Genomic DNA, 16,199 nt, shown 5'->3' with positions numbered 1-16,199 from the left:
AACACCCGGCAACAAAAAAGCCCGCCAAGGTTTGTGCCTTGGCGGGCTTTTTATTACGTTTTTTGTAGGAGTGAGCCTGCTCGCGATAGCGGTGTGTCATTCAAAGGTGAGTTTGCAGATCAGACGCCATCGCGAGCAGGCTCACTCCTACAGGGGTTATGCGGTGCGTTGGGCCTTCGCTTCTTCACCCAGGCACGCCGCTGCGGTAAACAGTACGTCGGTGGACGAGTTCAGCGCGGTTTCCGCCGAATCCTGCAGCACACCGATGATGAAACCGACCGCCACCACCTGCATGGCAATTTCGCTCGGAATGCCGAACAGGCTGCACGCCAGCGGGATCAGCAGCAGCGAGCCGCCGGCCACGCCCGAGGCACCGCAGGCACAGATCGCCGCCACGACGCTGAGCAGGATCGCAGTCGGAATATCCACGGCAATGCCCAGCGTGTGCACGGCGGCCAGGGTCAACACGGTGATGGTGATCGCCGCGCCGGCCATGTTGATGGTTGCGCCCAGCGGGATCGACACCGAGTAGGTGTCTTCATGCAGGCCCAGGCGCTTGCTCAATTCCAGGTTGACCGGAATGTTCGCCGCCGAACTGCGGGTGAAAAACGCGGTGATGCCGCTTTCACGCAGGCACTTGAGGGTCAGCGGGTACGGGTTGCGACGCAGTTTCCAGAACACGATCAGCGGGTTCATCACCAGCGCCACGAACAGCATGCAGCCCAGCAGCACCGCCAGCAGGTGCGCGTAACCGATCAGCGCGCCGAAGCCCGAGGTGGCGAGGGTCGAGGCCACCAGGCCGAAAATGCCCAGCGGGGCGAAGCGAATCACCACGCGCACGATCACGGTCACGCCGTTGGACAGGTCGCCCAGCACTTCACGCGTGGTGTCACCGGCATGGCGAATGGCGACGCCCATGCCGATCGCCCAGGCCAGAATGCCGATGAAATTGGCGTTCATCAGCGCGCTGACCGGGTTGTCGACCACGCTCAGCAGCAGGCTTTGCAGGACCTCGGCGATGCCCCCCGGTGCGGTGACCGCCACGTTATCGGTGGACAGCACCAGATGGGAGGGGAATGCCATGCTGGCGACAACCGCCACCACGGCTGCCGCGAAGGTGCCGAGCAGGTACAGGAACAGGATCGGCCGGATGTGGGTTTCCTGACCATGCTTGTGGTTGGCAATCGACGCCATCACCAGCACGAACACCAGAATCGGTGCCACGGCTTTCAGCGCCGAGACAAACACTTTGCCGATAAACGCAGAACCTTTCGCCGCTTCCGGGGCGAACAGCGCCAAGGCGATACCGGCAATCAGGCCGATCAGGATCTGCGTGACCAGGCTGAGGTTTTTCAGGCGTTGCAATAGAGAAGGGGAAGAAGCGGTCATAACGGCATCTCTGATTTTTTATAGGGTGCAAGGTTGCGTGAAACCGGTGATACATCGGGGGCAGGTCACCGGCACGAACCGAAAGGGCTGACGCGCCATCAACGCTGTTAAACAGGCCGCTGAATAGGGTGTACGTTTTTCAGGGCGCGGACTTTATCACAGCGTAGGCCTGATCCTTCAGGTGTGTGACGATCTGCCACCCGATTGATCGGCAAGTCGGCAGGTTTGTGCAAGTCAGTGCCGAAACACTCTGTTAAGATTCGCCATCCTCATTTTAATAGTTGCCAGCGGGCCGTTCGGTCATCGCTGGTGTCGTCGTTTTGCTGGAGTTGCTCATGCTGTTGCCCATCCTTCTGTTGTCCGCCGCCGGATTCACGGTGCTGACCACGGAGTTCGTTATTGTCGGCCTGCTGCCGGCGATTGCCCGCGACCTGGCGGTAACCATCCCGCAGGCCGGTCTGCTGGTGACGCTATTCGCGTTCACGGTGGCGATGTTCGGTCCATTCCTGACCGCGTATTTCGCCCGCTTCGAGCGGCGCAAGCTGTTCATCACCATTCTGATCATGTTCGGCCTGGCCAACACCGTGGCAGCGCTGGCACCGAACATCTGGGTCATGGCCATCGCCCGACTGATTCCGGCGCTCGGCCTGCCGGTGTTCTGGGCGCTGGCCAGTGAGACCGCGGTGGACATCGTCGGTCCGGATTACGCCGGCCGCGCCATCGCCAAGATCGGCTTCGGCATCGTCTGCGCCACGGTGTTCGGCATTCCGGTGGGCACGTTGATTTCCGACGCGTTCGGCTGGCGCAGTGCCTTTGCGATTCTGGCAGTGATCGCCTTCGCCAAGGCCTTGCTGCTGTTTGTCTACCTGCCGAAAACCAGCCTGCACCAGCATCAGGTCAGCTTCGCCTCGCAGTTCAAGATCCTGCGCAGCCCGCTGATGATCGGCCATGTCGTGTTATCGATCCTGGTGTTCAGCGGCATGTTCACCGCCTACACCTATCTGGCCGACATCCTTGAGCGTCTGGCCGGGTTTAACGGTACCGTGGTCGGCTGGTGCCTGATGGGCTTTGGTGCGGTCGGTTTGATCGGCAACTCGCTGGGTGGCCGTGCGGTGGATCGTCATCCGTTGGGGGCGTCAGTGCTGTTCTGCGCGTTCATGATTGCTGGCATGGTCTCGCTGGTGCCGAACATTCATTCGCCGCTGGGGCTGGCGGTAGCGATGGGCATTTGGGGCGTGACCCAGGCTGCGTTGTTCCTGGTCAGCCATGTGCGCCTGATGAAGGCCGCGCCAGAAGCGCCAGCCTTTGCCGCTTCGCTGAACATCGCCGGGGCCAACCTCGGAATCGGTCTGGGCGCGATGATTGGCGGTCGGGTGATCGACAGTGCCGGTCTGAGCTTTCTCGGCTTCGCTGCAGCCGGATTCATTCTGTTGTCGGTCTTCCTCGCCATGGTGCTGATGACGCTCAAGCCGCGCGAAACCTGCGCCCAGGCGTCATAACGCGGTAAACAGTTCGCGTCGGGCACCTTCGGTAATCGCAACGATGCCGGGGTGCTTGACCTTGCGCTCCACCGAAATGGCGTAGAACGACTCGGTTACCGCGTCGGTCTGGCCAATCACTTCGACGCCGTACTGGCGTTTGACTTCATCGGCAATCACGCTCGGGCCGATGAAAATCCCGCTGCCCGATTGGCCAAAGGCCTGCATCAGGGCGCTGTCATCGAATTCCCCAACGATTTTCGGCTGGATCTGCTGCTCGGCAAACCAGCGCTGCAAACGGCTGCGGACCACGGTTTCCGCGCCGGGAATCAACAACGGTGCGCCGTTGAGGTTGCGCGGAAAGTCCTGCCCGTATTGTGCTGCCAGCTGCGCGGTGGCGAAGAAACTGATCCCGCATTCCCCAAGCTTCTGGCTGTAGCCCTTGATGTCGAGATGCGAGGGCATCGGGCTGTCGGAAATCACCAGGTCCAGACGCTGGATCGCCAGGTCCGCCAGCAGACGTTCGAGTTTGTCTTCGCGGCAGGTGATGCGCAGCGGCTCGTTCAGCTCCATGGTCGGCGCAATCAGGCGATAGACGATGGATTTGGGCACCACATCCGCTACGCCGACGCGGAACAGGATCTGCTGTTCATTGGGCTGGGCGCGCAGCATCAGCTCCAGCTCACCACCCAACTGGAACATCTGTTCAGCGTAGGGCAGGGCTTGGCGCCCGGCTTCGGTCAGCTCCAGTTGGCGGCCGACTCGTTGAAACAGTTCGATGCCATAAGTCTGTTCGAGCAGCGAAATCTGCCCGCTGATGGTCTGCGGGGTCAGGTTCAGCTGTTCGCAGGCGCGCACGATGCTGCCGGTCTTGGCGACCACCCAGAAGTAATGCAGTTGTCGGTAATTGAGCATCACGCGGTTCCCCTGTAGGAGCTGTCGCAGGCTGCGATCTTTTGACGTTTAAAAACAAGATCAAAAGATCGCAGCCTGCGGCAGCTCCTGCATGAATATCTGGATTCGTATAAATCGAAGTATAGCCGCTAAAAATACGAATTTTCCTGAAGTGTTTGACTCCCTAGAATGCCCAGCCAGCGACGAGTGGTCTGTGACCTTGTCTGTTCATTTGAAGGAAACCTTATGAAATACACAATTCCAGCACTGATGTTTACGTCTTTACTGCTTATGGCCGGTTGTGATCAGGCCGAGAAAAGCGCCCAGCAGTTGATGGGCAAGGCCGCCGAGAGCGCCAAGCAGGCGATCGACGACACGCATAAAGCCGCGGAACAAGCGCTCAGCGACGCCACTGGCGGCCTGATCGAGAAAAAAGCAGCACCGGAAGCAGACGCGGAAAAATCCGAATCTTCCTCCAAGACCATTTAAACCGTCTTACAAAGAGTCAGGACTGACCCATGGAATATCTGTTAGAACTCGCCGCCAGCCCCGCCGCCTGGGTTGCATTGGCCACACTGGTGGTGATGGAGATCGTGCTCGGCATCGATAACCTGATCTTTATTTCGATCCTGACCAACAAGCTGCCTGTGCAGCATCGGCAGAAGGCCCGTCGGATCGGTATCGGCATGGCGCTGATCCTGCGTCTGGCCCTGTTGAGCACCATCGCCTTCATCGTGCAACTGACCGAACCTGTGATCGAAATCATGGGCCAGGCGTTCTCCTGGAAGGACATGATCCTGATTGCCGGTGGTCTGTTCCTGGTGTGGAAAGCCACGACCGAGATCCATCACAGCATGGATCCGGCGCCGGAAGACCCGAAAACCGCGACGTCGACCGTGACCCTGGGCTTCGCTGCCGCGATCGGTCAGATCCTGATGCTGGACATGGTGTTTTCCATCGACAGCATCATTACCGCGGTGGGCATGACTGAGCACTTGCCGATCATGGTGATTGCGGTAGTGGTTTCGGTGATGGTGATGCTGTTTGCGGCTGAGCCTCTGGCCAAGTTCATCAACGACAACCCGACGGTGGTGATGCTGGCTCTGGGCTTCCTGATCATGATCGGCATGACGCTGATCGCCGAAGGCTTCGGCGCCCACGTACCGAAAGGTTATGTATACGCGGCCATGGCCTTCTCGGCAGCGATTGAGGTGCTGAACATGATGTCGCGCCGGACGAAGCAGAAGAAACTGGCTCAACAGGCGTAATCTGCAACAAATCAAAAGGCCGGCTGGACTCCTGGAGTCCAGCCGGCCTTTTTGCCTTTCGCCTTATGTAGGAGCTGCCGCAGGCTCGGGCCGCGATCGGACGATCTTTTGACTTTAAAGATCAAAAGATCGCAGCCTGCGGCAGCTCCTACAGGGGGGCATATCAGGCGACGTGGTAAAGGTTCAGTGCGCAGTCGCGTGGCGCACGCGTTGTTTTTCTGGCTTATGAATCGGGGGCGATTCGACCGGGTGATGGTGGCGCCGCGAAATCCGCAGCACGCCCCACAGCATGGCGGCAGCAACGGCCAGCCAGCCGGCTATCAACATTACGATGGTCATGGTCAGGCTCATCTGTGCCTCCTCTTTGCCCTGCGTCGGGCACACGCTTTTTCAATTCGCTCTGTTTCAGTGACAGTCTAGTCAACGGCGTGTTTCAGACTATTGACCAAAGGTCGGTGAAGACCAATCAGTTCGCTCTATGCAATCGATCGGTCTGCGGTTTAAGGCTATACCGCGGGCGTGCGCCGCCCTATGATCGCAGGCGTTGCCGGAACACGATGACCGGCGTCTGATCAGAGAGTGACGATGGTGCAGGTATTGACTCGATTGCGAGGGGCGCTGCTGGTGGCCGGTTGCGTGGCCGTGTTGGCGGGGTGTGCAGGCAGTGTGGCGCCGCAGGTCAAGCGCCTGCCGGAGCGGGTCGAACTCAGCGGCACGTTCTATCGGGGTGAAGCCAACCAGAGTGGCCCGCAAGTGCTGGCCAGCCTGTTGTCGCAGCAGGGCGTCATGATTACGCCGGGCTTGCTGGAAAAGCCATTGCATCTGCCGGGTGCACAGGATCAGTTGCAGCAGAACCTGCAAAATCTTGCGCGCGAATACGGCATGGTGGTCTATCCGCTGGACAGCAACTTGCCGGCCTTGCTGACCCAGGTGGCGGCCGGTTATCCGGTGATGGTGCGTTTCAGCGAAGGCTCGGCATTCTGGGCTGAACCGCGTTACGCGATCCTTTCCGGTTACGACCGGCGCAAGCAGAAAGTGCTGTTGCGCGCTGGCATGAACCATCGTGAATTGATGAGTTTCAGCTCCTTTGAATCGGCGTTCGAAAAGTCGGGCGGCTGGGCAGTGCTGATCCAGAAACCGTCGCAGATTCCTGCCGAGGTCGATCGCCAGCGCTGGCTCAAGGCGGCGGACGAACTGGCGCAGGCCGGACAGGAGCGTGAAGCGGCGCAAGCCAAAAAGGCCTTGGCCGCACATTAAGCTCCGTTCGTCATCTGCCGGGCACCCTCACGCCCGGCAGGCCTCTCATTGATAGAGCCCGAATGTGCGGGTGAATCAGGAGGCGAGCATGGCAGATTCCCCATCCCCGAAAGGCCCACACTCAAGCGAGCATTCGTCCGGTCATGATCTGGGCTTCGATCCGGATTCCCCGGACCTCGACGATCCCCAGGTTGACCCCGTCGGCCCCGCCAAGGCGCCGAAAGACGTGCAACCCGACGAAGACAGCAAGCGCCCGGCCAAACCTTATGACCCGTTAGCCGATCTGAAACCCTGAAGTGAGGTGCGTATGAGTACCGATTCCAGCTTCGACGATAAACATCCGGACAGTGTGCCGACCACGCCTGAAGAAGAGGTGGACCCGGTACTGGATCCGGACAGCCCGCTGCGTGATCCGTTGGCTCGGCCGAATGTGGTGACGCCTGAGCATCATCGTGATCCGAGTGCCGGTGATGGCATTCCCGATGACGATAAAATGCCGTTACCCAATGATTGAGTGACGGGTATTTAACGACTGGCTAATTACCTCTGTGGCGAGGGAGCTTGCTCCCGCTGGACTGCGCAGCAGGCCTTTCTTGTTAAAAAAGAAGGTCCGCTACGCGCCCCAGCGGGAGCAAGCTCCCTCGCCACCGTTGGGTATTTCGAGTTACTTGGAGGCTTCGACTACGCCGCTCTGGCGACCCTTGAGGTTTTTCTCGGCCTTGTATTGTTGCGCGACCGCCGGGACATTGGTGCTCCGGCCGGTTTCCATCCAGCTGCGGATACGGCTCGCATCGGCGAAATGGGTGTATTTGCCGAACGCATCGAGAATCACCAGGGCGACCGGACGGTTGCTCATCCGCGTCACCAGTACCAGACAGTGGCCGGCGGGGTTGGTGAAACCGGTTTTGGTGATCTTGATGTCCCAGTCGGCCTTGTTCACCAAATGATCGGTATTGCGGAAACCCAAGGTGTAGTTGGGTTTGCGGAACGACACGGTTTTTTCCTTGGTGGTGGTCAGCTCACTGAGGATGGGGTGCTTGCTCGCGGCTACCAGCAGTTTGCTCAGGTCGCGAGCGGTGGAGACGTTGCGCTCGGACAGCCCCGTCGGCTCAACGTAGTGCGTATTGGTCATGCCCAGTGCCTTGGCCTTGGCGTTCATTGCCGCGATGAACGCCGCATAACCGCCCGGATAGTGATGGGCCAGGCTGGCGGCAGCGCGGTTTTCCGAGGACATCAGGGCGATCAGCAGCATCTCGCGGCGCGGCAGTTCGCTCTTGAGTTTGACTCGGGAGAACACACCTTTCATTTCCGGCGTGTGACTGATGTCGACGTCGATCCATTCGTCCATGTTCTGGTGCGCTTCAACCACGACCAGTCCGGTCATCAGCTTGCTCACCGAAGCGATCGGCACGATCACGTCCGGGTTGCTCGAATAGATGACTTTATTGGTCTGCAAATCCATAAGCAGGGCGCTGCCGGAGGCGATCTTCAGTTGCGAGGCATCGCGTGGCGCGGCGGTGGTTTCAGCGGCGTTGACAGTTGGCGTGACGAATGTGCCTGAAACAGCAAAAACCAGGCTCAGGATCGAAAGACGAATTTTCACGCGGGCGAACTCATAAAAGTTGGATATTCCGTTAGTTTGTAACGGGTTATTTCTTCAAAGCGTCGCATTCTAGGAGTATGGCTGAAGATCTGTCGATGGTTGTTTGACTGACCTGAAAATCTCGTGAAAAGGCCTGTAAAAAGAGGGGTTTCCGGCGAACGGTTAGTGTTTTTTCTCAGACACGAAAAACCCCGCACCAGGCGGGGTTCTTTTACCGGGGGAAAACGCCTCAGGCGTGCAGGGTTTCTGCCGCGTAAAGGGTGTTTTCCAGCAGGCAGGCGCGGGTCATCGGGCCGACACCGCCCGGAACCGGAGTGATCCAGCCGGCGCGCGGCAGGGCGGTTTCGTACACTACGTCACCCACCAGCTTGCCGTCTTCCTGACGGTTGATGCCGACGTCGATGACGATCGCGCCTTCCTTGATCCACTCGCCCTTGACCAGGCCCGGCTTGCCGGCGGCCACGACCACCAGATCAGCCCGACCGACGTGGCCGGCCAGATCCTTGGTGAAGCGGTGCGTGACGGTCACGGTGCAACCGGCCAGCAGCAGTTCCATCGCCATCGGGCGACCGACGATGTTGGACGCGCCAACCACCACCGCGTCCAGACCATAAAGGTCCACGCCCGTGCTTTCCAGCAAGGTCATGATGCCTTTTGGGGTGCATGGACGCAGCAGCGGGATGCGCTGGGCCAGGCGACCGACGTTATAAGGATGGAAGCCGTCGACGTCTTTGTCCGGGCGGATGCGTTCCAGCAGTTTGGAAGCGTCCAGGTGCTCGGGCAGCGGCAGTTGCAGCAGCACGCCGTCGATCGCCGGGTCGTCGTTGAGGCGATCGATCAGATCGGTCAGCGCTTGCTGAGTGGTTTCGCAAGGCAGGTCGTAGGCTTGAGAGAGGAAGCCGACCTCTTCACAGTCTTTACGCTTGTGCGAGACATAAACCTGAGAGGCAGGATCGCTGCCGACCAGGATCACCGCGAGGCCGGGAGTGCGCAGGCCTTGCTGGCGACGCTCGGCAACTCGTTGGGCGATCTGCTGGCGCAGGCTGGCGGCGATCGATTTGCCGTCGATTAGTTGTGCAGTCATTGCGCGTGATTAACCATCGAGAGGGGAAAAAAAGAGAACGCATTCTCGCATGTCAGGCGGTGAGGGCAAAGGCGCTTGGTCAGCTAATTCCCCTAACTCCTTTAATTAAATGAATTTTTTTCAAAAAGGATTTGACGACCTTGGGAGCGCTCTATACTATTCGTCGCACTTGTCGGGCACAGCCTAGCACTGGTTAAGAAGGTCGAGCGGAATTACGGTTCTGCAACACTGGAAAGCATTTAGTTTGTAGTCCTCCAAGAGTACAGATTAATAAGGCGCCCGTAGCTCAGCTGGATAGAGCATCCGCCTTCTAAGCGGATGGTCGCAGGTTCGAGTCCTGCCGGGTGCGCCATTAGGCAGCTTTGGCACAAGTAGCGCGATATGGTGGGCGTAGCTCAGTTGGTAGAGCACGGGATTGTGACTCCCGTTGTCGTGGGTTCGATCCCCATCGTCCACCCCATATTTCGAAAGGCGCCAGATGTAACAGTCTGGCGCCTTTGCTTTAAAAGCTTCATCTGCGGATGTGGTGGAATTGGTAGACACACTGGATTTAGGTTCCAGCGCCGCGAGGCGTAAGAGTTCGAGTCTCTTCATCCGCACCAATTAAAGCTTCATTCATGCCGCAGGCCGGATGAAGTTCAGCAAAGAAGTTGAATGGCTTTTTTGTGATGCAATATGGTGGGCGTAGCTCAGTTGGTAGAGCACGGGATTGTGACTCCCGTTGTCGTGGGTTCGATCCCCATCGTCCACCCCATATTTCGAAAGGCGCCAGATTTAACAGTCTGGCGCCTTTTTTGTTTTACGGCTTGTGGTTTGGCTGCGCAGGGTCTCGGGTCGCAGGGGCGGGGCGTTTCGTCGTGTTTCCGGGCTTGAGGCTGGCGTGCCGACCACCGGCCATGTTTGCGGGATCCGCCGTCAGGGAGATGGCTCACAGGCGCTTCTATATATAGAGGCGGTTGAAGCAGAGCCCTGGCGTGATGGTCCTTATTCGTCTTCGGGGTGGAGTGCATTGCTGCATTCACACCTATAAATGGCCTGCTGTTTTTTTACCCGTTTTCAGTAGGGTGACTTCTTGAGTTTGACCCACTAGAATGCATGCCCTTGATTCTGGGGTCGGAAACGGCCGGCTAACGTCTGTGCAACGAGGAATATCCATGCAAGTTTCTGTTGAAAATACTACTGCTCTTGAGCGCCGCATGAGCGTCACCGTGCCGGCTGAGCGCATTGAGAGCCAGGTCAACAAGCGTCTGCAGCAGACTGCCCAAAAGGCCAAGATTGCTGGCTTCCGTCCAGGCAAAGTGCCTATGAGCGAAATCAAGCGCCGTTTCGGTGCTGACGCTCGTCAGGAAGCTGTTGGTGATGTCATCCAGTCCTCCTTCTACGAAGCTGTGGTTGAGCAGAAGCTGAACCCTGCCGGTTCGCCTTCGATCGAGCCGAAGTCGCTGGAAGCCGGCAAGGACCTGGAATACGTAGCCGTATTCGAAGTGTTCCCTGAGTTCACCGTTGCCGGTTTCGACGGCATCGCTGTCGAGCGCCTGAGCGCTGACGTGGCTGACGCTGATCTGGACAAGATGCTGGACATCCTGCGCAAGCAGAACACCCGTTTCGAAGTGGCCGATCGCGCTGCGCAGAACGAAGACCAGCTGAACATCGATTTCGTTGGCAAGGTTGACGGCGAAGTATTCGCTGGTGGCTCCGCCAAAGGCACTCAGCTGGTGCTGGGTTCCGGTCGCATGATCCCGGGCTTCGAAGAAGGCCTGGTTGGCGCCAAGGCGGGCGAAGAGCGCGTTCTGAACCTGACCTTCCCTGAGGACTATCAGAACCTGGACCTGGCTGGCAAAACCGCCGAGTTCACCGTGACTGTCAACACTGTTTCCGAGCCTAAGCTGCCTGAGCTGAACGAAGAGTTCTTCGCTCAATTTGGTATCAAGGAAAGCGGCATCGACGGTTTCCGCACTGAAGTTCGCAAGAACATGGAGCGTGAACTGCGTCAGGCCATCAAGTCCAAGGTCAAGAATCAGGTAATGGACGGTCTGCTGGCCACCAACCCGATCGAAGTGCCAAAGGCTCTGCTGTCCAACGAAGTTGACCGTCTGCGCGTGCAGGCTGTTCAGCAGTTCGGCGGCAACATCAAGCCTGATCAACTGCCGGCCGAGCTGTTCGAAGAGCAAGCCAAGCGCCGTGTAGTGCTGGGTCTGATCGTGGCTGAAGTGGTCAAGCAATTCGACCTGAAGCCTGACGAAGCCCGCGTTCGTGAAATGATCCAGGAAATGGCTTCGGCTTATCAGGAGCCTGAGCAGGTTGTGTCCTGGTACTACAAGAACGAGCAGCAACTGAACGAAGTTCGTTCGGTTGTGCTGGAAGAACAAGTTGTGGATACTGTTCTGCAGAAAGCTAGCGTGACCGACAAATCGGTCTCTTACGAAGAAGCGGTCAAGCCGGTAGAAGCTCCAAAAGCCGACTGATTGTTTTTGCGTTAAGAAGTACACACATAAGCCAGCCTTCGAGCTGGCTTATGCGTATTCAAGACATAACTATTTGGGAGTGACTGCAGAGCATGTTCCGTAATTCGTATATTCAGCAGAACTCTGATATCCAGGCCGCAGGCGGCCTGGTCCCGATGGTTGTCGAGCAATCTGCTCGTGGCGAGCGCGCCTATGACATCTACTCGCGCCTTCTGAAGGAGCGCGTAATCTTTCTGGTGGGTCCTGTAGAGGACTACATGGCCAACCTGATCTGTGCGCAATTGCTGTTCCTTGAAGCGGAAAACCCGGACAAGGACATCCATCTTTACATCAACTCCCCGGGCGGTTCGGTGACAGCGGGCATGTCGATCTACGACACCATGCAGTTCATCAAGCCAAACGTATCGACGACCTGCATTGGTCAGGCGTGCAGCATGGGTGCATTCCTGCTGACCGCCGGTGCACCTGGCAAGCGTTACTGCCTGCCGAACTCGCGCGTGATGATTCACCAGCCACTGGGCGGTTTCCAGGGCCAGGCGTCGGATATCGAAATCCATGCCAAGGAAATCCTCTTCATCCGCGAGCGTCTGAACACGCTGATGGCCAAGCACAGCGGTCGTACGCTTGAAGAAATCGAGCGCGACACCAACCGCGACAACTTCATGAGTGCAGAAGCTGCGAAGGAATACGGCCTGATCGACGAAGTCATCAGCCAGCGTCCCGCGTAAAATAAGCAGCTCAAAATAGGGTTGGTCGGCAGGTCCGACCACCAGCGGGCTTGAAAAAGCCCGCAATAGCCTTCATCTTGTGTTGCAAGCCTATCGGATTTGGATCGAACGAATGACTGACACCCGCAACGGCGAGGACAACGGCAAGCTGCTCTATTGCTCCTTCTGTGGCAAAAGCCAGCATGAAGTGCGCAAATTGATTGCCGGCCCCTCGGTCTTTATCTGCGACGAGTGCGTCGACCTGTGCAATGACATCATCCGCGAGGAGGTGCAGGAAGCACAGGCCGAAAGCAGCGCGCATAAATTGCCTTCGCCTAAAGAAATCAGCGGCATCCTTGATCAGTATGTAATCGGTCAGGAGCGTGCGAAAAAGGTTCTGGCCGTAGCGGTGTACAACCACTACAAGCGCCTGAACCAGCGTGACAAGAAGGCTGACGACGTCGAACTCGGCAAGAGCAACATCCTGCTGATCGGCCCGACAGGCTCCGGTAAAACCCTGCTGGCCGAAACACTGGCCCGCCTGCTGAACGTTCCGTTCACCATCGCCGACGCAACCACCCTCACCGAGGCCGGTTACGTAGGTGAAGATGTCGAGAACATCATTCAGAAACTGCTGCAAAAGTGCGATTACGACGTGGAAAAAGCCCAGATGGGCATTGTCTATATCGACGAAATCGACAAGATTTCCCGCAAGTCCGACAACCCGTCGATCACCCGCGATGTTTCCGGTGAAGGCGTGCAGCAGGCCTTGCTCAAGTTGATCGAAGGCACGGTCGCTTCCGTTCCGCCGCAAGGTGGCCGCAAGCATCCGCAGCAGGAATTCCTGCAGGTCGACACCCGTAACATCCTGTTCATCTGCGGTGGTGCGTTCTCTGGTCTGGAAAAGGTTATTCAAAACCGTTCCACCAAGGGCGGCATCGGTTTCAATGCAGAAGTGCGCAGCAAGGAGGAAGGCAAGAAAGTCGGTGAATCCCTGCGTGAAGTCGAGCCTGACGATCTGGTCAAGTTCGGTCTGATCCCGGAGTTCGTCGGTCGTCTGCCGGTCCTCGCGACGCTGGACGAGCTGGATGAGGCTGCGCTGATGCAGATCCTCACCGAGCCGAAAAATGCTCTGACCAAGCAGTATGCCAAGCTGTTCGAGATGGAAGGCGTGGATCTGGAATTCCGGACCGACGCACTGAAATCGGTCGCCAAGCGTGCCCTGGAGCGTAAAACCGGTGCCCGTGGCCTGCGTTCGATTCTCGAAGGTGTGCTGCTCGACACGATGTACGAAATTCCCTCGCAGTCCGAGGTGAGCAAAGTCGTCATCGATGAAAGCGTGATCGAAGGCAAGTCCAAGCCACTGTATATCTACGAAAACAGTGAGCCGACGGCCAAGGCAGCGCCGGACGCGTAAGCGTTCACACTGCCGGAACAAAGAAGGGGCCTTCGGGCCTCTTTTTTTTTATGTCGTTTTTTACATCCGCTTTGCGCTTGTTTTTTTTCAAGGCAGCCCCCATCTTGGTTTCAAGCTTAATTCCATCTGATTACGGCCATATGGCCGCCGTAGAGGCGAAATCATGAAGACAACCATCGAATTGCCTCTCCTGCCATTGCGTGATGTCGTGGTTTATCCGCACATGGTTATCCCGCTGTTCGTGGGGCGCGAGAAATCCATCGAAGCCCTCGAGGCTGCGATGACGGGCGACAAGCAGATCCTGCTGCTGGCCCAGAGAAACCCGGCTGATGATGATCCCGGTGAAGACGCTCTCTATCGCGTAGGGACCATCGCGACTGTGCTGCAGCTGCTGAAGCTGCCGGACGGTACCGTCAAGGTTCTGGTCGAAGGTGAGCAGCGCGGCGCTGTAGAGCGCTTCAGCGAAGTCGACGGCCATTGCCGTGCCGAAGTCTCGCTGATCGAGGAAGTCGACGCCGCCGAGCGCGAGTCGGAAGTCTTTGTGCGCAGCCTGCTGTCGCAGTTCGAACAATATGTGCAGTTGGGCAAGAAAGTCCCGGCTGAAGTCCTGTCGTCGCTCAACAGCATCGATGAGCCTGGGCGCCTGGTCGATACCATGGCTGCGCACATGGCGCTGAAAATCGAGCAGAAGCAGGAAATCCTCGAGATCATCGATCTGTCGGCCCGGGTCGAGCACGTGCTCGCCTTGCTGGATGCCGAGATCGATCTGCTGCAAGTTGAAAAACGCATTCGTGGCCGCGTCAAAAAGCAAATGGAGCGCAGCCAGCGCGAGTACTACCTGAATGAGCAGATGAAGGCCATTCAGAAAGAGCTGGGCGACGGTGACGAAGGTCACAACGAAATCGAAGAGCTGAAAAAGCGCATCGATGCTGCCGGGCTGCCGAAAGATGCCCTGGCGAAAGCCACCGCCGAGCTGAACAAGCTCAAGCAAATGTCGCCGATGTCCGCTGAAGCCACCGTGGTGCGCTCCTACATCGACTGGCTGGTTCAGGTGCCGTGGAAGGCACAAAGCAAGGTACGCCTCGACCTGGCGCGTGCTGAAGACATTCTCGATGCCGATCACTACGGCCTCGAAGAGGTCAAGGAGCGCATCCTTGAGTACCTCGCCGTGCAGAAGCGCGTGAAGAAGATCCGTGGCCCGGTGCTGTGCCTGGTCGGCCCTCCTGGCGTGGGTAAAACCTCGCTGGCGGAGTCGATTGCCCACGCCACCAACCGTAAATTCGTGCGTATGGCCCTGGGTGGCGTGCGTGACGAGGCGGAAATTCGTGGTCACCGCCGGACCTACATCGGTTCGATGCCGGGAAGATTGATTCAAAAGATGACAAAAGTGGGCGTGCGCAACCCGCTGTTCCTCCTTGACGAAATCGACAAGATGGGCAGCGACATGCGTGGCGATCCGGCGTCGGCGTTGCTGGAAGTGCTCGATCCGGAGCAGAACCACAACTTCAACGATCACTATCTGGAAGTCGATTACGACCTGTCCGATGTGATGTTCCTGTGCACCTCGAACTCGATGAATATCCCGCCGGCGCTGCTGGACCGGATGGAAGTCATTCGCCTGCCGGGCTACACCGAAGACGAAAAGATCAATATCGCCGTGAAATACCTCTCGCCGAAGCAGATCGCTGCAAACGGTCTGAAGAAGGGCGAGCTGGAATTCGACGAAGAAGCGATCCGCGACATCATCCGTTACTACACCCGTGAAGCGGGTGTGCGTGGCCTTGAACGGCAGATTGCCAAAGTCTGCCGCAAGGCCGTCAAAGAGCATGCGCTGGAAAAACGCTTCTCGGTAAAAGTGACAGCTGATCTGCTGGAACATTTCCTCGGTGTGCGCAAATTCCGCTACGGTCTGGCTGAACAGCAGGATCAGATCGGTCAGGTGACTGGCCTTGCCTGGACGCAAGTGGGCGGCGAATTGCTGACCATCGAAGCGGCTGTGGTGCCGGGTAAAGGTCAGTTGATCAAGACCGGTTCGCTGGGCGACGTAATGGTCGAATCGATCACTGCCGCGCTGACCGTTGTGCGCAGCCGTGCGAAGAGTCTGGGTATTCCTCTGGACTTCCACGAGAAGCGCGACACCCACATTCACATGCCGGAAGGGGCAACGCCGAAAGACGGTCCTAGCGCCGGTGTGGGCATGTGCACGGCACTGGTTTCGGCATTGACCGGGATCCCGGTGCGCGCCGATGTCGCCATGACCGGTGAGATCACTCTGCGTGGTCAGGTGCTGGCGATTGGTGGTCTGAAGGAAAAACTGCTCGCGGCGCATCGCGGCGGAATCAAGATTGTGATTATTCCGGAAGAGAACGTGCGCGATCTGAAGGAGATTCCTGACAATATCAAGCAGGATCTGCAGATTAAACCGGTTAAATGGATTGACGAGGTCCTGCAAATTGCGCTGCAATACGCGCCGGAGCCCTTGCCGGATGTGGCTCCGGAGATAGTTTCCAAGGACGAAAAACGTGAGTCTGATTCAAAGGAAAGAATTAGCACGCATTAATACGTTTTTGCCTGGGGGGCTTCCTTGACAGCTTTTTAGAGCCCTTGTTATAAAGCGGCTCTTAAGTGTCTGTAGGC

15 protein-coding genes and 4 tRNA genes are annotated in these 16,199 nt (G+C 57.9%); 14 read left to right on the top strand and 5 right to left on the bottom strand.

What is annotated here, in order from left to right; translation table 11 throughout:
• Positions 1-156 precede the first annotated feature (156 nt).
• Entirely contained in the window at positions 157-1,389 is a 1,233-nt protein-coding gene (gene sstT, locus KKQ10_RS10020; protein ID WP_127652123.1) for a serine/threonine transporter SstT, read from the bottom strand.
• A gap of 335 nt (positions 1,390-1,724) precedes the next feature.
• On the opposite strand from sstT, the gene KKQ10_RS10015 reads away from it, so the two are divergent.
• Entirely contained in the window at positions 1,725-2,888 is a 1,164-nt protein-coding gene (locus tag KKQ10_RS10015) for an MFS transporter (protein WP_127652122.1), read from the top strand.
• Here the strand turns inward: KKQ10_RS10015 and nhaR are convergent.
• On the bottom strand, positions 2,883-3,782 hold the full coding sequence (gene nhaR, locus KKQ10_RS10010) for a transcriptional activator NhaR (RefSeq protein WP_215500982.1): 900 nt from the start codon (positions 3,780-3,782) through the stop codon (positions 2,883-2,885). The genes KKQ10_RS10015 and nhaR overlap by 6 nt on opposite strands.
• 225 nt (positions 3,783-4,007) lie before the next feature.
• On the opposite strand from nhaR, the gene KKQ10_RS10005 reads away from it, so the two are divergent.
• Positions 4,008-4,250, top strand: coding sequence for a hypothetical protein (locus KKQ10_RS10005; protein ID WP_127652120.1), 243 nt, complete (start codon positions 4,008-4,010; stop codon positions 4,248-4,250).
• Positions 4,251-4,279: 29 nt separating this feature from the next.
• The gene (locus KKQ10_RS10000) at positions 4,280-5,029 is read left to right on the top strand and encodes a TerC family protein (RefSeq protein WP_127652119.1); all 750 of its coding nucleotides are present in this window, start codon (positions 4,280-4,282) and stop codon (positions 5,027-5,029) included.
• Positions 5,030-5,212: 183 nt separating this feature from the next.
• Here the strand turns inward: KKQ10_RS10000 and KKQ10_RS09995 are convergent, their stop codons facing one another.
• A complete protein-coding gene (locus tag KKQ10_RS09995; protein WP_215500981.1) occupies positions 5,213-5,380 on the bottom strand; it encodes a hypothetical protein in 168 nt (55 codons plus the stop codon).
• Between the two features lie 234 nt (positions 5,381-5,614).
• On the opposite strand from KKQ10_RS09995, the gene KKQ10_RS09990 reads away from it, so the two are divergent.
• The 3 genes from KKQ10_RS09990 (at position 5,615) to KKQ10_RS09980 (ending at position 6,800) form a co-directional block, all read left to right on the top strand.
• Entirely contained in the window at positions 5,615-6,286 is a 672-nt protein-coding gene (locus KKQ10_RS09990) for a peptidase C39 family protein (protein ID WP_215500980.1), read from the top strand.
• Positions 6,287-6,374: 88 nt separating this feature from the next.
• Positions 6,375-6,581 (top strand): DUF6021 family protein, encoded by a 207-nt coding sequence (locus KKQ10_RS09985; RefSeq protein WP_215500979.1) that lies wholly within the window; start codon positions 6,375-6,377, stop codon positions 6,579-6,581.
• Between the two features lie 12 nt (positions 6,582-6,593).
• Positions 6,594-6,800 carry a hypothetical protein gene (locus KKQ10_RS09980; RefSeq protein WP_127652116.1) on the top strand — a complete coding sequence of 69 codons (207 nt, stop codon included), beginning with the start codon at positions 6,594-6,596 and terminating at the stop codon, positions 6,798-6,800.
• A gap of 150 nt (positions 6,801-6,950) precedes the next feature.
• On the opposite strand, the gene pbpG is transcribed toward KKQ10_RS09980, so the two are convergent.
• Together pbpG and folD are read right to left on the bottom strand one after the other, a co-directional pair.
• Positions 6,951-7,889 carry a D-alanyl-D-alanine endopeptidase gene (gene pbpG / locus KKQ10_RS09975; RefSeq protein ID WP_127652115.1) on the bottom strand — a complete coding sequence of 313 codons (939 nt, stop codon included), beginning with the start codon at positions 7,887-7,889 and terminating at the stop codon, positions 6,951-6,953.
• A 229-nt stretch (positions 7,890-8,118) separates the two neighbouring features.
• Complete coding sequence (folD, locus tag KKQ10_RS09970; RefSeq protein ID WP_127652114.1) at positions 8,119-8,973, bottom strand: bifunctional methylenetetrahydrofolate dehydrogenase/methenyltetrahydrofolate cyclohydrolase FolD; 855 nt, start codon at positions 8,971-8,973, stop codon at positions 8,119-8,121.
• Positions 8,974-9,248: 275 nt separating this feature from the next.
• On the opposite strand from folD, the gene KKQ10_RS09965 reads away from it, so the two are divergent.
• The 8 genes from KKQ10_RS09965 to lon all read left to right on the top strand — a co-directional run bounded on the left by KKQ10_RS09965 (position 9,249) and on the right by lon (position 16,122).
• Positions 9,249-9,325, top strand: a tRNA-Arg gene (locus KKQ10_RS09965).
• 32 nt (positions 9,326-9,357) lie between these two features.
• Positions 9,358-9,433: transfer RNA gene (locus KKQ10_RS09960), tRNA-His, on the top strand.
• A 57-nt stretch (positions 9,434-9,490) separates the two neighbouring features.
• Positions 9,491-9,575, top strand: a tRNA-Leu gene (locus KKQ10_RS09955).
• Positions 9,576-9,651: 76 nt separating this feature from the next.
• Positions 9,652-9,727: transfer RNA gene (locus tag KKQ10_RS09950), tRNA-His, on the top strand.
• 400 nt (positions 9,728-10,127) lie between these two features.
• Positions 10,128-11,438, top strand: a complete 1,311-nt coding sequence (gene tig, locus KKQ10_RS09945; protein WP_215500978.1) for a trigger factor — start codon at positions 10,128-10,130, stop codon at positions 11,436-11,438.
• A gap of 92 nt (positions 11,439-11,530) precedes the next feature.
• Complete coding sequence (gene clpP / locus KKQ10_RS09940; RefSeq protein WP_127652112.1) at positions 11,531-12,166, top strand: ATP-dependent Clp endopeptidase proteolytic subunit ClpP; 636 nt, start codon at positions 11,531-11,533, stop codon at positions 12,164-12,166.
• Positions 12,167-12,278: 112 nt separating this feature from the next.
• Positions 12,279-13,562, top strand: a complete 1,284-nt coding sequence (clpX, locus tag KKQ10_RS09935) for an ATP-dependent Clp protease ATP-binding subunit ClpX (protein ID WP_003223632.1) — start codon at positions 12,279-12,281, stop codon at positions 13,560-13,562.
• Between the two features lie 163 nt (positions 13,563-13,725).
• Positions 13,726-16,122: an endopeptidase La gene (lon, locus tag KKQ10_RS09930; protein ID WP_127652111.1), complete on the top strand. Its 2,397-nt coding sequence runs from the start codon at positions 13,726-13,728 to the stop codon at positions 16,120-16,122.
• Positions 16,123-16,199: the final 77 nt, after the last annotated feature.

The organism is Pseudomonas sp. MG-9 (assembly GCF_018729515.1).
GTDB classification, from domain to species: Bacteria; Pseudomonadota; Gammaproteobacteria; order Pseudomonadales; family Pseudomonadaceae; genus Aquipseudomonas; species Aquipseudomonas serboccidentalis.
Note: the sequence above shows the minus strand (reverse complement) of the source record. Positions and strands in the feature narration are given on the sequence as shown.

What these genes read in the sequence shown, in the direction of transcription:
- folD (WP_127652114.1), bottom strand. Translation starts at nt 8,973, where the DNA reads ATGACTGCACAACTAATCGACGGCAAATCGATCGCCGCCAGCCTGCGC.
- KKQ10_RS09995 (WP_215500981.1), bottom strand. Translation starts at nt 5,380, where the DNA reads ATGAGCCTGACCATGACCATCGTAATGTTGATAGCCGGCTGGCTGGCC.
- tig (WP_215500978.1), top strand. Translation starts at nt 10,128, where the DNA reads ATGCAAGTTTCTGTTGAAAATACTACTGCTCTTGAGCGCCGCATGAGC.
- KKQ10_RS10015 (WP_127652122.1), top strand. Translation starts at nt 1,725, where the DNA reads ATGCTGTTGCCCATCCTTCTGTTGTCCGCCGCCGGATTCACGGTGCTG.
- KKQ10_RS09980 (WP_127652116.1), top strand. Translation starts at nt 6,594, where the DNA reads ATGAGTACCGATTCCAGCTTCGACGATAAACATCCGGACAGTGTGCCG.
- nhaR (WP_215500982.1), bottom strand. Translation starts at nt 3,782, where the DNA reads ATGCTCAATTACCGACAACTGCATTACTTCTGGGTGGTCGCCAAGACC.
- clpP (WP_127652112.1), top strand. Translation starts at nt 11,531, where the DNA reads ATGTTCCGTAATTCGTATATTCAGCAGAACTCTGATATCCAGGCCGCA.
- KKQ10_RS09990 (WP_215500980.1), top strand. Translation starts at nt 5,615, where the DNA reads ATGGTGCAGGTATTGACTCGATTGCGAGGGGCGCTGCTGGTGGCCGGT.
- clpX (WP_003223632.1), top strand. Translation starts at nt 12,279, where the DNA reads ATGACTGACACCCGCAACGGCGAGGACAACGGCAAGCTGCTCTATTGC.
- lon (WP_127652111.1), top strand. Translation starts at nt 13,726, where the DNA reads ATGAAGACAACCATCGAATTGCCTCTCCTGCCATTGCGTGATGTCGTG.
- KKQ10_RS09985 (WP_215500979.1), top strand. Translation starts at nt 6,375, where the DNA reads ATGGCAGATTCCCCATCCCCGAAAGGCCCACACTCAAGCGAGCATTCG.
- KKQ10_RS10005 (WP_127652120.1), top strand. Translation starts at nt 4,008, where the DNA reads ATGAAATACACAATTCCAGCACTGATGTTTACGTCTTTACTGCTTATG.
- KKQ10_RS10000 (WP_127652119.1), top strand. Translation starts at nt 4,280, where the DNA reads ATGGAATATCTGTTAGAACTCGCCGCCAGCCCCGCCGCCTGGGTTGCA.
- sstT (WP_127652123.1), bottom strand. Translation starts at nt 1,389, where the DNA reads ATGACCGCTTCTTCCCCTTCTCTATTGCAACGCCTGAAAAACCTCAGC.